Below are 16,266 nucleotides of genomic sequence, written 5' to 3' on the forward strand. Positions count from 1 at the left end.
CCGCCGGCTCAGGCCGCGCCTTACCGGCCGGCCGGCGCGCAGCAGGAAGAGCCAGTGGGTGGCCAACCTCAGCGACCGTCGACGCCACGCGCGGCCCGGACCGCCGACCCCTTCACAGGAAAGGCTCCACAATGGCCAGCGGCGACCGTGGTCGACGTGGACCTGCCGCCACCCGACGCGCGGGCCTCGGGCGACGCGGAGCGAACCCGGGTCGCCGGCCTGCCGGCCTGGGTCGACTCGGCGGACGTGCGCCGGGTCCGGGTGCGATCGTTCGACCGGAAGGCGACCGCCGCGGCCAAAGTGGATGGTGTGTTGTTGGCCGTGTCCCGGTCCGACGGGGGTAATGCGGCGGGAGTCGCCACGGTAACCGTCGGATACGGCGACTTCCGATGGGCGTACGGCGGTGACTGGGCGGGCCGGCTGCGCATGCGGGTGCTCCCCGGGTGCGCGGCGACCACTCCTGACGCACCGGCCTGTGCCGGCCATGACGTGGCGAGTCACCACGACTGGCGGGCCGGCACGATCACCGCCAGCGTCCCGTTGCCGGAGGCCGCCGCGGGTGTGCTGGTGGCGGTCACGGCCGGGTCGGAAAGCCCGGCCGGCGACTACAAGGCCACGTCGCTGGCCCCGGCGACCACGTGGACCGCCGGCGGCAACTCCGGCGACTTCAGCTGGACGTACCCGCTGCGTACCCCGCCCGGCGCGGGTGGACCGGTGCCCACGATGGATTTCGCGTATTCGTCGTCCGGTGTGGATGGCCGCATGGTGGCGGCGAACAACCAGGCGTCCTGGCTCGGCGAGGGCTTCGAATGGTCTCCCGGCCACATCGAGCGCCGTTACACCACGTGCGCGGAGGATATGGGCAAGGCGCCGGACGGCTCGGCCGCGAACAACACCACCAAGACCGGTGACCAGTGCTGGGACACCGACAACGCCACCCTGAGCCTCGGCAGTCGCTCCGGTGAGCTGATCAAGGACGGTTCGGACGGCAACCGCTGGCACCTGCGCAACGACGACGGCACCTACGTCGAGCGGCGCACCGGTGGCAGCAGCGGCGACGACAACGGCGAGTGGTGGGTGGTGACCACGCCCGACGGCACCCAGCACTGGTTCGGCGGCAAGCCGGGGCGCGACTCGACGCTGGTGTCGCCCGTGCACGGCAACCACAAGAACGAGCCGTGTTACGACTCGTCGTCGTTCGCGTCGTCCTCCTGCTCCCAGGGGTGGCGCTGGCAGCTTGACCACGTCGTCGACCGGCACGGCAACACCATGGACCTGTTCTACGCCAAGGAGACCAACAAGTACGGGAAGAACGGCAGCACGACCAAGCCGATTTCGTACGACCGGGCGGGCCAACTGACAAGGATCGACTACGGCACGCGTACCGGTTCCACCGGCAGCGCCCCGATGCAGGTGCTGTTCACGCCGGCCGACCGGTGCCTGTCGGACTGCACCATGAAGGACGCCGTCCACTGGCCCGACGTGCCGTGGGACCAGGAGTGCACCGGCACCACGTGCGACTCCACTGCGCCAACCTACTGGAGCACCAAGCGGCTGCGTGAGGTGAAGACTCAGGTGTGGGACCGGGCCGCCGCACGGTACCGCGCCGTCGAGTCGTGGACGCTGACCCACTCGTTCCCGGACCCGGTGGACAGCCAGCCCGGGGGGCTGTGGCTCGAGAAGATCTCGCACCGCGGCCTGGTCGGTGACGCCGCCAGCGTTCCGGACATCACGTTCGTCGGAGAGGCGCGGGCCAACCGGGTCGACACGTTCGGCGACCAGTACCCCGCCATGAAGCGGTTCCGCATGAAGACCATCAACACGGAGTCCGGCGGAAAGCTCGACATCACCTACAGCGACCCGGACTGTGTGAAGGGCAGCCGAGTGCCCGATAAGGACAATGTGCACGCCAACGTGCTGCGCTGCTACCCGGTCAAATGGACTCCGGCGGGCCACGACAAGCCGATCGATGACTTCTTCCACAAGTACGTGGTCACCGACGTCGTCGAGGCCGACCTGAGCGGCTCGTCCTCCCGCGTCCGCACCCACTACGACTATGTCGGCGATCCGGCCTGGCATTACACCGACGACGACGGACTGGTCGACAAGAGATACAAGACCTGGTCGACCTGGCGCGGATACGGCACGGTACGCGTGACCAAGGGCGACCCGGGGGAGCAGACCCGCACCGAGTCCCGCTACTTCCGCGGCATGCACGGCGACAAGCTGCCGAGCGGCACCCGGACCGCGACCATGCCGGCGATCAGCATCGGCGGCATCCCGGCCGTCGCCGATGAGGACGCCTACGCCGGCATGCTCCGCGAGGAGATCACCTACAACGGCCCGGACGGCGCCGAGGTCAGCGCCGAGGTCTTCGAGCCTTGGCGGTCCGGCCCGACGGCGAGCCGCACGGTGAACGACTTCACCGTGCACGCCCGGTTCACCGGAACGGTCGCCGCGCACACCCGGACCGCGCTCGACGGCGGACGCGCCCCGCGCACCACCACCGTCCGCACCACGTTCGACCCGTACGGCATGCCGTCGAAGGTCGACGACCGCGGCGACAACGCGGTCACCGACGACCAGCGCTGCACCATGACCGACTACGCACGGAACACGGCGCTGTCGGTCTGGATTCTGGACCGGGTGTCCAGGGAACGGGTGTTCGCCGTCGACTGCGCCCGGGCCGCCCAGTCCGGGCTGACTGACGACGACATCGTCGAAGACGAGAAGACCTCGTACGACCAGGCGGCCTGGGGCACCGCGCCGACCCGCGGACTGCTCAGCAAGGTCGAGACCATCAAGGCGTGGAACGGTGGCAGCCCCACCTACCTGACCGCGGAGCGAGCCACGCACGACGCCAACGGCCGGGTCGACGGCAGCTGGGACATCCGTGGCAACCTGACCGACACTGACTACACGCCCGCCACCGGAGGCCCGGTCACCGCCGTCACCGAGACCCGGAAGGGCACCGCGGCCAGCCCGTTGACGTGGGTCGACACCAAGGTCGTCGAGCCGGCCTGGCAGCTCCCGCTGACCACCACCGATCCCAATGGCCGCAAGATCGATTACGCGTACGACGGGCTCGGTCGCCTCACGAAGGTCTGGTTCCCGGGCCGCGACCGCGCCCAGTCCGCGAACCTGGCGTTCGACTACCTGGTCCGCACTGACGGTCCACTGGTCGTGACGACCAAACGGCTGAACGCCGCCGGCGGCTACGCCACGTCCTACGAGTTCTTCGACAACCTCGTCCGCGCGCGGCAGACGCAGCAGGCCGACGGGGCCGGCGGCCCGAGCTCCGTGGTCACCGAGACGTTCTACGACTCGGCGGGCCGGGAGACGAAGACTCACGGGTCGTACCTGGCGTGCCGTCGGGTCAGCGCCACCCGATGCGATCCCGTGCCGCCGAGCACCACGTTGTTCCAACCCAGCGACGTCATCCCGACGGTCATCGAGACCCGTTTCGACGGCGCGGGCCGGGAGATCGCCGAGACCCACAAGGTGGACGCACCTCCGGCCAGTCCCGGCGGCACGGTGAAGCGGCAGACGGTTACGTCCTACGGGGGAGACCGGACCCACGTCACCGAGCCGACCGGCGGAGTCAACAGCTCGACCATCACCGACGCCGACGGCAGCGTGGTCGAGCGACGTCTCTACCACTCGGGGGTCGCCGTCGGCAGCGCCGCCGGTTACGACCGGACCACCTACCAGTACGACCGCAAGGGGCAGCTGCAGCGGCTCACCGATCCGACCGACGCCGTCTGGACCTACGGCTACGACCTGCTCGGCCGGCAGATCCGGATGGTCGACCCGGACAAGGGCACGATCGAGACGACGTTCACCGAGTACGGCGACGTCGAGACCACAAAGGACGGACGCGGCGCCACCGTCGCCTACACCTACGATTCGCAGGGCCGCAAGGCCACGCTGCGGGACGGCTCGACCACCGGCGCCAAGCGGGCCGAGTGGGTTTACGACACCCTCTCCAACGGCGAGTCCGTCAAGGGCCATCTGGTCAAAGCGATCCGTTACGTGGGCGCCGCGCAGTACGTCAAGGAGCACGTGGGTTACACGGCCGACTATCTGCCGACCAGCGTGCGCCACACCATCCCCGACACGGAGGCCGGCCTCGCCGGCAGCTACAACTACGTCTACACCTACAACCAGGACGGCACGGTCGCGACCGTCCGGCTCCCCGCCATGGGGAACCTGGCCACCGAGACCCTCACCCGCGGTTACGACAGCCAGGGCGAGCCGACCACGCTGGGCACCAGCATGGGCGCCACCTACGTGACCGGCACCGACTACACCAGCTTCAGCGAAGTCGGCGCCATCCATCTGCGCAACAACGGCGGCCAGCTCGCCGACATCCGGCGCACCTACGAGACCCACACCAGGCGCCTGGCGCAAATCTGGACCACCAAACAGCAGTCGCCGACCACTGTCGCCGACGTCCGGTTGTCGTACGACCTGGCGGGTAACGTCGAGAAGGTCGCCGACCTGGCTTCGGGCGACAGCCAGTGCTTTACCGTCGACCACGCCCGGCAGCTGCGGGAGGCGTGGACGCCGGCCAGCGGCGACTGCGCCGCGGCGCCCACCGCGGCCGGGCTCGGTGGTCCCGCGAAGTACTGGCACAGCTACCGGCACGACGGGGCCGGCAACCGGACCAGCGTCACGGAACACGCTACGGCCGCTGGAGACCGGACCACCACCTACACCGTCACTCCCAGGACGCACCGCCTGACCGGCACCTCGGCCGCGGACAACAGCGGAACCAAGGCGGCATCCTACGGTCACGACCAATCCGGCAACATGACGAGCCGTCCGACCGCGGCAGCCGGGACCCAGACGTTGACCTGGGACGCCGAAGGGCGCCTGGCCACCAGCCAGGACACCAGCGGCACGACGGCCTACGTCTACGACGCCGAGGGCCAACGGCTGATCCGCCGCGACCCGACCGGCAAGACGCTCTACCTGCCGGACCAGGAGCTGCGTTACACCACAAGCACCAAGGCGCAGACCTGCACCCGCTACTACACCCACGCCGACCAGGTGGTGGCCACGCGTACCGTTGGCGGGGTCACCTGGCTCTCGGGCGACCACCACGGAACGGCCCAGATCAGCATCGGCGCGGTCAACCAGAGTGTCGCCACCCGCCGGGAGACACCGTTCGGTGCGCCGCGGACCGGCACCGGCGCCTGGCCCGCGGCGACGGACAAGGGCTTCGTCGGCGGTACCAGGGACAACACCGGCCTGACCCACCTCGGCGCGCGCGAGTACGACCCGTCGATCGGCCGATTCGTGTCCGTCGACCCGGTCATCGACGTCCAGGACCCCCAACAGATGAACGGGTATAGCTACGCCGCCAACGCGCCGCTGACCGCCAGCGACGCCGACGGGCTCTGGCCCAAGTGGATGAAGAACGTCGCCAACAACGTCGGGGAGGGACTCAAGAAGAACGCCGGCCTGATCTCCTCCGTCGCCGGAGTCGCCGCACTCGCCTGCGTGGCCATACCGCCGCTGACAGCAGCCGCGCCGGTACTCGCCGCGGTGTCGCTCGTGGCCGGTGCGGTCGACACCTACAGTTCCTGCAAGGACGGAAAGCGTCTCGACTGTGGGTTGGGGATCGCTGGCGTGATTCCCGGCGGCAGGGCTCTCAAGGCCGGCGTGTCCGGCGGCAAGGCGCTCTACAAGGGATACAAGGCCGCCAAGGGAGCGGAGGAGGCGGCGTCCCTGATCAAGACCAATAAGGCGCTCAAGGGTACGCCCGGGTTCAAGGACATGGACCGCGCCCTGCGCCGCGAGTATCGAGACGCCAACGAGGCGGCCGCACACTACCGCCAGCAGGCCAACACACAGCTGAACCCGTGGAGCAAGTCTGGCGTCGCCGACCACCGGGGTTGGAACTGGTACGAGCGTGTCGTGCTCAGCGAGAACGTCGTCTGGGAGGGATACAAGCTCGGTCGGTACGACAAGTACAACTACGGGGAGTCGAGCCGGCATGGTCGAGGCGGTCACGGCCGGTCATCCTGGGGTATCACCGCCAAGCATTCGCCTCATCCGGGGAAGAAGGCGTCGAAGGGCGCTAACACCAAGGGCGGCGAGAAGGCCGGCACGTCAGGAGCCAGCTACTGGCGCGGCATCTAGAGACACCGTCTGAGTGACAAGGCGTAGGGCGTCCGGCGGTCGGCCGGGCGCCCTACGTGTGTAAGAAACGGCGGGCTGGCGTCATTTCCCAGCGACAGGGGATTTCAGGACTGAGAGGCTGCGCGCTTGTGCCCGAACCTGATGACGTCGAACGGTTCAGACCGGTCACACCCGACGAGTTCGAGCGATTCACCGGCGTGTACGAGGAGCACCGTGACCGGGTGTACGCCTACGCGGTCAGCCGTGCGGGCCGTCAACTCGCGGAGGACGTGGTAGCGGAGACCTTTGTGGTGGCGTGGCAACGAATCGACGCGCTCCCTCGCCACACGCCACTGCCTTGGCTGCTCGGCGTGGCACGCAACGTCGTGCGCGAACGCTTCCGCAGCGAGGCTCGACTCTCCGCTCTGGTCGTCGAGATGCGGGCCTGGGTCACCGAGGAAGAGCTGCGGACCGCCGACGTGGCGGATGGGGTGGTCGAGCGGGCAGCGATGCTGGCGGCCCTGGCGCGACTGTCCGAAGAGGACCGCGAGTTGCTGACACTGGTGGCCTGGCACGGGCTGTCGCCGAAAGAGGCCGCGCGGGTCGTGGGTTGCACCACCGCGACCTACTTCGTGCGCCTGCACCGCGCCCGCCGCCGCCTCGAAGCCGCTGTCGCCGCCGAACCAGACGTGTCCAGCTCTGTTTCCATTCCGCTTCTGCCGGAGGAGTCGACCCGATGAATCGACACCGTGACATTCTCGACCAGCTCGCGAGGGCGCGGCCGAACCGGCTCGATCGCTCGCCGCGGCCGTCCGGCCACACGGTGGATCCGGCCGGCGCCGACGTCGCGATCGCCCGGCCAGTCGATCGACCACGGAGATTGAGGCGCTTGAGCGTGCTGCTGCCGGGAGCCGGCGCCGCGTCGGCCGCAGCCGTAGCGGTGCTGTTCGCCGTCGCCGCGGATACCCCGGCGGCATACGGGGTGGCCTCCGACTCGGCGGGCACGGTCACGGTGACCGTCAACCGGATCGACGATCCGGCACAGGCGAATCGCGCGTTGCGTGACATCGACGACCGGGTGATCGTCATGCGGCCCTCGGCCGAGGCCGACTGCCCGCCGGCCGATCGTGGCAAGTCCGCGCCGATCCGCATCGCATCCCTCAGCGAGGTGTGGCACAAGCAGCAGCGGGCGAAACGCTTCGAAGACAGCGGCGTGGCGCTGATCTACCCCGACACGATCGCCCCAGGCACGGTTCTGGTGCTGGTGCCATCGGGCGATCCCGCCAACCCGGTTCTCGTCAGGAGGGAGTACGTCGCGCCCGGCCCCAAGTGCGTCATAGATCCATTCATTGGCCTGCGAACCCGCTAGAGCCGCGGTGAGGGTTGCTACCCGAACAAGCCTCAGCGCAGCCTCATCCGGGCCTCACCGTTCGATGTCATCGTTCCCGCCGGGGGTGCACCAGATCCTCGGCAAAGGGAAGGACATCCATGCCACGACAATCCCATTCCGCGACGCGGATGGTCATCGCCGCGGTCGCGGCCATCGTCATGGTCGGCACCCACCAAGCCGCGGCTGCGGCCGCCACTGGTTCGCCGGGGCCCGCCGAACCGCCGATGCCGGCGGACGCTGCCTTGTACATCGACTACGACCAGTGTGTGACCGGCGGCGCCACCGCGGCTGACGACGCCATCGCCGACCAGGTCCGTCCGCAGATGAACGGACCTCGGCTGGGCAAGGCGGTCAACGCCTATAACGTCTCGTGCGCCCGGATCATCACGGAGACCGCCCGTGGACGCGGACTCGCGAAGCGAGCGGCTGTCATCGCGGTCACCACGGCGATCGCCGAGAGCACGCTGCACAACTACACGCAGGCCGTGGACCACGACAGCCTCGGACTGTTCCAGCAGCGCCCGTCGATGGGTTGGGGCACACCGAGTCAGCTCACCGATCCGGTGTACGCCACCAACGCGTTCCTGAACGCGATGGTGCGCAAATATCCCAACAACTCGTGGATGAGCGGTGACATCGGGCAGATCTGTCAGAAGGTGCAGGTCTCCGCGTATCCAGATGCCTACGCGAAGGAAGCGCACGACGCACAGCTGCTGGTCGACCAGCTGTGGGACAAGCCCGTGCCCAAGCCCTCGACGGATTCGTCCCGGCTGCGGGCGGACTTCACCGGCGACGGGCTCGATGATGTCGGGCTGTTCTACGACTACGGCGGCGGCCGGGTGGCGCTCTGGGTGCTCCGCGGCGTGGCCGGGGGCGCCCTCGCGGCGCCGGTCCGCTGGTGGGAGGACGTTGACTGGGGCAGCAACACGCGCTACGTCTCGGCAGGAGACTTCAACGGCGACGGCAAGGCCGACATCGCCTTGTTCTACCAGTATCCGACGCCTGGCCAGGTCGCCCTGTGGACGCTGACCTCGTTGGGTGATCGGTTCGACGCCCCCACCAATCGCTGGTCGGACTCCGACTGGGGGAGCAACACCTCGTTCATGACGATCGGTGATTACAACGGCGACCGGAAGTCCGACATCGGCCTGCTCTATGACTACCCGGGCAGCCGCGCGGCGTTCTGGACGCTCACCGCTGACGGCAGCGACGCTGACGGCAAGGGGCTCAGCCTCCCGTCGATGCGCTGGGACGACAGCGACTTCGGCAGCAACACCAGGTTCGCGGGTAGTGGCGACTTCAACGGTGACGGCCGCAGCGACCTCGCGCTGTTCTACGACTACGGCGACCGGCACGTGGCTATGTGGACGCTGACGAGCACCGGCGGCGGGTTCAGCACGCCGGTCCGACGCTGGGACGGACCCAGCTGGGGCGGCGGCACGCAGTTCATGACCGTCGGCACGTTTGTCAACGGTGACGACAAAGCTGACATCGCCCTGTTCTACGACTACGGCGGGGGCCACGTGCGCCTCTTCACGCTCGCCGCCGATGCCACCGGCACCGGCCAGTTCGGTGCGCCGGTCGGCCGCTGGGATGACGTCGACTTCGGCAGCGGCACCGCCTACCTGACCGCCACCCAGCTCAGCTCGACCACACACGACGACATCCAGCTCTTCTACCAGTACGACGGGGCCCGGGCCGCGATCTGGAGCATCAATCCCGGTGGCGGCGCGTACAACACCGTCACCCGTCGCTGGTACGACACCGACTGGGGCACCCGCACTTTCACCATGCTCTGACCCCCATGTGCCGCCGGGTCCTCGGTTCCCCCCGTTCCGGGGGCCCGGCCTTCCCTTGCCGAGAGGATTCAATGCCGAGACGAACGATCCGCAAGGCGGCAGTCGCGATCAGCGTCATGCTCGCCGCCCAGGTGTGCCTCGTGGGTGTGGCCGCGAGCCCTGCCTCCGCCGCCCTACGGGACGACATCGTGACCACCGCCAAGCGGGAGCTCAACGACAGCAGCCGCAACTACGAGGACGGCAACAACTGCACCTACTACAGCGGTCAGGTGACCGGATGGCCGGTGTGTAACAGCCGCGGCTGGCGGGGCGGCGGCGACGACTACCAGTGGTGCGCCAACTTCGCCAAGTTCGTCTGGCAGGACGGTGGTGTCGACGATCTCGCCGGGCTCAACGCCTGGGCGTTCTCCTTCGCCAAGTACGGGAACGCGCGAGGCACCCTGCATCCGGTCGGTGACGGCTATCGCCCCAAGCCGGGCGATGCCGTGGTGTTCGACTGGGAGGGCACGAGGATCAACCTCAACAACATCGGCAACATGTCCGACACCGCGCTCCGCGACATCGACCACGTCGGAATCGTCGTGTCCTACAACGCCAGCACAGGCGGAGTGAACACGATCGAGGGCAACACCGACGACGCGGTTAAGGCGCGCAGCCGAACGACACCCGACATTCGCGGCTACATCGCTCCCGCCGGCGCCGAGGAGCCCGTCGAATACCGCCCCTCGACGGATTCGTCGCGGCTGCGCGCCGACTTCACCGGCGACGGCTTGGACGATGTCGGGCTGTTCTACGACTACGGCGGCGGCCGGGTGGCGCTGTGGGTGATGCGCGGCGTCGCCGGCGGTGGTCTGACACCGCCGGTGCGTTGGTGGGAGGACGTGGACTGGGGCAGCAACACGCGCTACGTCTCGACCGGTGACTTCAACGCCGATGGCAAGGCCGACGTGGCGATGTTCTACCAGTATCCGACCCCCGGCCGCGTGGCCCTCTGGACGTTGACGTCGTTGGGCGACCGCTTCGAGGCGCCGAAGAGCCGGTGGGATGACACCGACTGGGGCAACAACACGTCGTTCATGACCACGGGCGACTACAACGGCGACGGCCGGGCCGACATCGGTGTCCTGTACGACTACCCGGGCAGCCGCACGGCGTTCTGGACGTTGACCGCCGACGGCAGCGACGCCGACGGTCGAGGCTTCGGCGCCCCGGTCGTGCGGTGGAACGACACCGACTTCGGCAGCAACACCAAGTTCGCCGGCAGTGGAGACTTCAACGGCGACGGCCGCAGCGACCTGGCGTTGTTCTACGATTACGGCGACCGCCATGTGGCCGTCTGGACGTTGACGAGCACCGCCGGAGGCGGGTTCGCGACACCGGTCCGGCGATGGGACGGCCCCGTCTGGGGCGGCGGCACGCAGTTCATGACCGTCGGCAAGTTCGTCAACGGCGACAACAAGGCAGACATCGGGCTGTTCTACGACTACGGCGACGGCCACGTTCGCCTGTTCACGCTAGCCGCGGACACCGCGGGCAGCGGCGCGTTCGGTCCGCCCGTCGGGCGCTGGGACGACGTGGACTTCGGTGGCAACACCGCGTTCATGACCGCCACGCAGATCAGCTCGACCAGTTACGACGACATCCAGCTGTTCTACCAGTACGACGGGCCGCACGTCGCGGTCTGGACCATCACCCCGGGTGCCGGTGCGTACAACACCGTCACCCGTCGTTGGGACGACATCGACTGGGGTGGCCGCACACGCACCATGCTCTGACCGCTCGGCCCCTGGGCCCCCGGCGACCGCCGGGGGCTCAGGTCATCGCAGCTGGCCGCGGAGAATCTGCGCGTGCAGGCCACGTAGCAGGTGGCCCGGCTCGGCGCCGACGGTATCGATGATGCGTTCACGGACCTGGGCGTATCGCTCGAGCGCCTCGGCGTCGCGTCCACAGCGGCTCAACGCGATCAGCAGCTGGGCCGCCAACACTTCGGACAACGGCTCACGTTCGGCGGCGGCCCACAACTCGTCGACCACCGCGCGATGGCGACCTACGCGCAGTTCCAGATCGAACAAGGTGGCCAACGCACTGACTCGTTCACGACGCAGTTCCTGACGGGTGCGCTGCGCCCACGTGCCACCGACGTCGGCCAGGGCCGTTCCCCGCCACAACGCCAGCGCCTGCCGCGCGTAATCGACGGCGACATGATCGTCTCCTCGACTTCGAGCGATTGTCATGAGCTCGCGAAAGCGGCACAGGTCCACGTGATCGGAACAGCCGGACAGTCGATACCCGGTTGGCGTGGTGGCTAGCATCGGCCCGGCAGGCTCGCGCGAGGCGTCGCGGAGTCCACGGCGGAGGGTGGATACCAACCATTGGAGACTGTTACGCGCGGTTCGTGGCGGTCGTTCGTCCCAGACCGCGTCGACGAGGTCCTCCACGGTCACCGGTTGATTGAGGTTGACCGCAAGCACGGCGAGGACGATCCGCGGCTTCACCCACCGCCCGGCGATATCAGTGCTTCCCGCCCATAGCCGCACCGGCCCCAGGAGACAGACCACCGGTGACAGCGAGCTACCGATCACGGCCCATGCCGATCGAGTCCATGCACACGCGTCTACCTCGATTCCAGGTCGTTCTCGTCGTGCGCGACCGACTCATGGAAACCCGGCACTCGGTGTGGAGCCAGGATTTTCTGCTGGACGTTCTGCTGGACGTCCGGTCAAAGGCCCAGATGTTCCGCCAGGTCCGCCGCGTCCGGTGTGTCGAGCGCCCGGTAGAGGTCATAAGCCTCGAGTAGCAGCTGTCTGGCACCCGGATCCCCGGCTCGCTCAGCCTCGTGGCCGAGGGCCAACAGCGCCCGGGCCCGGAACGCCGGGACCCGCTTCTCGGTCCAGTACGTCAGCGAGCGCCTGAGCCGCTCGACTCCACGCCGATCGCCCCGCGCCAGCTCGACCTCGCCCAGTGTCAGATCCGTCAACGCCAAGCCCCAGGCGCTTCCCCGCTCGTCGAACACGGCCGCCGCTTCCGACAGCGTCTCCTGGGCCTCGGCCGACCTCGTGGGTTCGCCCGCGAGTGATTCTCCGAGGATCCGCAAGCTCTGTGCCGAACGGATGGGATCCCCCATGCGCGCGAACAGGCTCGCGGCCTGGCGGGCCGCGCCCTGTGCCTCCGCCGGCCGGCCGGCTGACCTGAGAGCTCCGGCCAGGCCGCGCAGGCCGTACGCGTGGGCGAAGAGGTCACGGCACCATCGAGCGACGTGCAGCGACCTGCGCGCGGTGTCGACGGCCTCGTCATGTCTGCCCTGTTGGCGCAGGACGAAACTGAGGCTGGTCAGCGCCGTCGCTTCGGTCTGCCGCCGGCCGACTGCCCGCAACTGCTCGACCGAGGCGCGAAGCTCGGTTTCTGCCTCGGCGAGCTGACCGGTCAAGCCGAGCATGACGCCGATGTAACTGCGGGCCATCGCCGCTCCGGCGCTGTCACCGACCGCCTCGGCGAGCGACCGCGCCGCGCGCAGGGTTTCCACCGCCGCCGGCGAATCGTCGAGCTCCACCATGCAGGCACCCAATCCGCGAAGGATGGCCGCCTCCCGAGCCGGCTCACCCGCACGCTGGCACGCCACGAGCGCCACCCGCATGACTCGACGCCAGTCGTCGTGATGGCCCCGTGCCTCGTAGAAATCAGCGGTGGTGCCGGCGATGGCGAATGCGTTGGCCGTCAACCCGGCTTCGACACAACCGTTGACGACACCGGCGATGGCCTCGCGCTCAGCTTCGAACCACTCGACCGGCTGGTTCACGGCCCGCGCGACCACACGCGGGTCGGCGACGACCGCGGCCTGGCTTCGGTCGTCGATATAAAACCGCTCGCATCTCAGGTGGTCCTGGGCGTGGCGAGCCAACGCGAGCCATCCGGACGCGGCTCGATCCAGCGCGGTCGTCCACTCCGTGCTGTCGATCGCGCTCTCCTGCCGCTCCCGTGCGAAGATTCGCGTCAGCTGGTGAAAACCATACCGCTGCTGACCCGCCGCATCGGGGCCGAGACTGTCGAGAAGATGCGCGTCGAGCAACTCGTTGAGTACGCGGTCGCCGTCCGCTGGTGACACGTCGAGCAGAGCGGCCAGCGGCCACCCGGGAAACGTGGGCACCCGAAGGGCGCCGAGGAGCGCCAACCCGCGGGCGGCCGGTGGCGACAGCGCCTCGAAGGCGAGCTGCAGGCCAGGGCGTACCGCCAGGTCGACGTGCCGAAGCTCGTCGAGTCGGCGACGTTCGTCGGCCAGCTGTTCGCCGAGAGCCTCGATTGTCCAATGTGGCCGGGCGGCGAGTCGTGCGGCGGCGATCCGGACGGCCAACGGCAGCCCACCGCACATCTCGACCAGCTCGGCCGCCGCTCTTCCCTCGGCGCGCACCCGCTCGGGGCCGGCCACGCTGCCGAGGAGGGTCAGCGCCGACGGGGTGTCCAGCGGTCGCAGGTCCACGACGGTGGCTCCAGGCAGCGCGGTGAGCGGCAGGCGGCTCGTGACCAGGACAGCGCTGCCGGCGGGCGGCGCGAACGGGATCACCTGGCGATGACCGCATGCGTCGTCCAGGACCAACAGCACTCGGCGCCCGGCCAGGCGTGCGCGAAACAGTCCGGCGCGCGCGTCGGCTCCGGCCGGCAACGCCGATCCGTGGTCGCCGAGCGCTCGCAGCAGGTTGGCGAGCACGTCGGCGGGATCGGCCGGCCGGCCGTCGGCGTCGCGCAGTGCCGCGTAGAGCTGTCCATCCGGGAAGCGGGATGCGAGCCGATGAGCGGTGTGGACTGCCAACGCGGTCTTTCCCACGCCGGCCTGCCCACCGACGGCGACCAAGCGGGCGCCGGCAGAACCAGGGTCCAGCGTCCGGCAGATCGCCGCGATCTCATCCGCACGGGCGACGAAGTCCGGAAGGTCGGCAGGAAGGTGCCGTGGCCGGATGCCGGCCGAGCTGGCCGCGTGCGGCACGTCGCCGCTGGGATGGGACTGGCCCGGGCGATTCGCCCAAAAAAGCTGGTGCGCTGCGGCGGTGAACTCCTCCCGCGCCTCGCCGGTCAGATCCAACGCCGCCGCGAGTCGTTCGACGGTGCGTGGCCGAGGGCTGCGAGCGGGCCCGCGCTCCATGTCTCCCACGGAACGGCCACTGATACCTGCCCGCTCGGCGAGCTGCTCCTGAGTGAGCTGACGGTCGAGCCGGTGCCGCCGGAGCAGCACGGCGAACGTGTTCGTCAACGCGGTAGACCTCCCCCTGATCCACGGGGAACGATACCGAAATCGGGCTCGGCGCGAGCAGACCCGCCCGCCAGCCGGGCGGTGAGCGCGGTCGCATGCTCACCGCCCGGCTGGTCATCCGTCATGGGTCGTCACCGCGAAGCGGGAGCACTGGTGCCGTCCGGGCCTCGCCCGCCGCCCGCGCCGATCCGACGCAACACCGTCGACGACAGCACGATCAGGACGACCGCCGCCGCGGCGCTGACGGCCGCAGCGGTGTTGAAGCCGTCCGTGAACGCCGCCCGGGCCACGGTCAACACCTCGGTGCCGGTCTCCACCGGCAGTTCGGCGGCGACCGCGGCGGCGCCGGCGAGTGACTCGGTGACGGCATGGTGGGCGGGGCTGGGCAGGTCGAGCTCGGCGGCCCCGGTCATCTCGCCCCGGTAGATCGCAGTGCCCAGCGAGCCGAGCAGGGCGACGCCGACCGCGACGCCGAGCTCGGTGCTGGTCTCGGATATCGCCGACGCCGAGCCGGCCCGCTCGGGCGGTGCGGCGCCCACGATGAGGTCAGTGCCGAGCACCGCGGCGGGTCCGAAGCCGAGATAGACGATGGCCAGTCCGGTCACCGCCAGCTTCGGATCGCCGACCGCGCTCACCTGACTCAGCACGGCGTATCCGACGGCGGCGACCGCCATTCCACCGGCCACCACCCGCGCTGGGCCCCAGCGCCGGACGAGGTGAGGAGCGAGCATCGCGCCGACGAGCATGGTGCCCGCGTAGGGCAGCATCCACAATCCGGCCCGCAGCGGCGACAGCCCCTGTACGAGCTGGACGTACTGCGCGAACAGCAGCGCGATGCCGCCAATGGTGCCTCCGCCGACGAACATGATGCCGAGCGCGCCGCTGAAGCCGCGGTCCGCGAACAGCCGCAGGTCCAGCAGCGGGTGGTCCAGGCGGCGTTGTCGACGCACGAATGCCACACCCGCGATGGCACCCGTCGCCGCTGCCAGCACGGTCGGCGCGCCGAGGCCATCCTGCGCGACCTCCTTCACGGCCCAGATCAGCGGCAACACCGTCAGCAGGGAGAGCCCGACGCTGACGAAGTCCAACGAACCGGCGCGCGGGTCGCGATGCTCGGGCAGCAACGCGGGCGACGAGACGAGCAGGAGGACCATCACGGGTACGCCGACCAGGAAGCCGGAGCCCCACCAGAAGTGCTCGAGCAACGCCCCTCCGACCAAGGGTCCGATGATCGCGCCGATCATGAAGCAGCTCATCCACACGCTGATCGCGGTGGTGCGCTGTTGAGGGTCGCGGAACATGTCGCTGATCAGGGACAGCGTCGACGGCATGAGGGTCGCGCCGGCGACGCCGAGCACCGCCCGGGTGCCGATCAGCATTTCGGCGCTGGTGGAGTACGCGGCGACGACCGAGGCGACGCCGAACACCGCGGCGCCGATCATCAGCAGCCGCCGTCGCCCGATCCGGTCGCCCAGCGTACCCATGGTGACGAGAAACCCGGCGATCATGAACCCGTAGATGTCCATGATCCAGAGCAGTTGGGCGGCGTCGGGTGCAAGGTCGGCGGTCAGTTGGGGGAGTGCCAGGTAGAGCACGTTCAGGTCAAGGGCGAGCAGGAGGGTCGGCAGTGCGAGTACGCCCAGCGCGATCCACTCCCGCCGGCCGGCGCTCGTCGGGATGGGCCGGACATCCGCGTGTCGTCCTCGCAC

Annotated in this window: 8 protein-coding genes; 5 read left to right on the top strand and 3 right to left on the bottom strand. The window is 69.3% G+C overall.

Annotated features, from left to right (window positions below):
- Positions 1–156: 156 nt before the first annotated feature.
- The 5 genes from O7635_RS24595 (at position 157) to O7635_RS24615 (ending at position 11,090) form a co-directional block, all read left to right on the top strand.
- The gene (locus O7635_RS24595) at positions 157–6,147 is read left to right on the top strand and encodes an RHS repeat-associated core domain-containing protein (RefSeq protein WP_278082823.1); all 5,991 of its coding nucleotides are present in this window, start codon (positions 157–159) and stop codon (positions 6,145–6,147) included.
- A gap of 197 nt (positions 6,148–6,344) precedes the next feature.
- The gene (locus O7635_RS24600) at positions 6,345–6,866 is read left to right on the top strand and encodes an RNA polymerase sigma factor (protein ID WP_278085570.1); all 522 of its coding nucleotides are present in this window, start codon (positions 6,345–6,347) and stop codon (positions 6,864–6,866) included.
- Complete coding sequence (locus tag O7635_RS24605) at positions 6,863–7,495, top strand: hypothetical protein (RefSeq protein ID WP_278082824.1); 633 nt, start codon at positions 6,863–6,865, stop codon at positions 7,493–7,495. The genes O7635_RS24600 and O7635_RS24605 overlap by 4 nt, the downstream gene beginning before the upstream one ends.
- A gap of 119 nt (positions 7,496–7,614) precedes the next feature.
- The gene (locus O7635_RS24610; protein WP_278082825.1) at positions 7,615–9,315 is read left to right on the top strand and encodes a VCBS repeat-containing protein; all 1,701 of its coding nucleotides are present in this window, start codon (positions 7,615–7,617) and stop codon (positions 9,313–9,315) included.
- Positions 9,316–9,386: 71 nt separating this feature from the next.
- Complete coding sequence (locus O7635_RS24615; protein ID WP_278082826.1) at positions 9,387–11,090, top strand: VCBS repeat-containing protein; 1,704 nt, start codon at positions 9,387–9,389, stop codon at positions 11,088–11,090.
- A 42-nt stretch (positions 11,091–11,132) separates the two neighbouring features.
- On the opposite strand, the gene O7635_RS24620 is transcribed toward O7635_RS24615, so the two are convergent.
- From O7635_RS24620 to O7635_RS24630, 3 genes are all read right to left on the bottom strand, one after another.
- The gene (locus tag O7635_RS24620; RefSeq protein WP_278082827.1) at positions 11,133–11,852 is read right to left on the bottom strand and encodes a BTAD domain-containing putative transcriptional regulator; all 720 of its coding nucleotides are present in this window, start codon (positions 11,850–11,852) and stop codon (positions 11,133–11,135) included.
- Positions 11,853–12,034: 182 nt separating this feature from the next.
- Positions 12,035–14,557, bottom strand: coding sequence for a helix-turn-helix domain-containing protein (locus O7635_RS24625; protein WP_278082828.1), 2,523 nt, complete (start codon positions 14,555–14,557; stop codon positions 12,035–12,037).
- A 131-nt stretch (positions 14,558–14,688) separates the two neighbouring features.
- Complete coding sequence (locus tag O7635_RS24630; protein WP_278082829.1) at positions 14,689–16,266, bottom strand: MFS transporter; 1,578 nt, start codon at positions 16,264–16,266, stop codon at positions 14,689–14,691.

It is taken from the genome of Asanoa sp. WMMD1127 (assembly GCF_029626225.1).
In the GTDB taxonomy this organism is placed as follows: domain Bacteria; phylum Actinomycetota; class Actinomycetes; order Mycobacteriales; family Micromonosporaceae; genus Asanoa.

Coding starts and splice junctions, on each gene's coding strand:
- O7635_RS24605 (WP_278082824.1), top strand. CDS start 6,863: ATGAATCGACACCGTGACATTCTCGACCAGCTCGCGAGGGCGCGGCCG.
- O7635_RS24610 (WP_278082825.1), top strand. CDS start 7,615: ATGCCACGACAATCCCATTCCGCGACGCGGATGGTCATCGCCGCGGTC.
- O7635_RS24615 (WP_278082826.1), top strand. CDS start 9,387: ATGCCGAGACGAACGATCCGCAAGGCGGCAGTCGCGATCAGCGTCATG.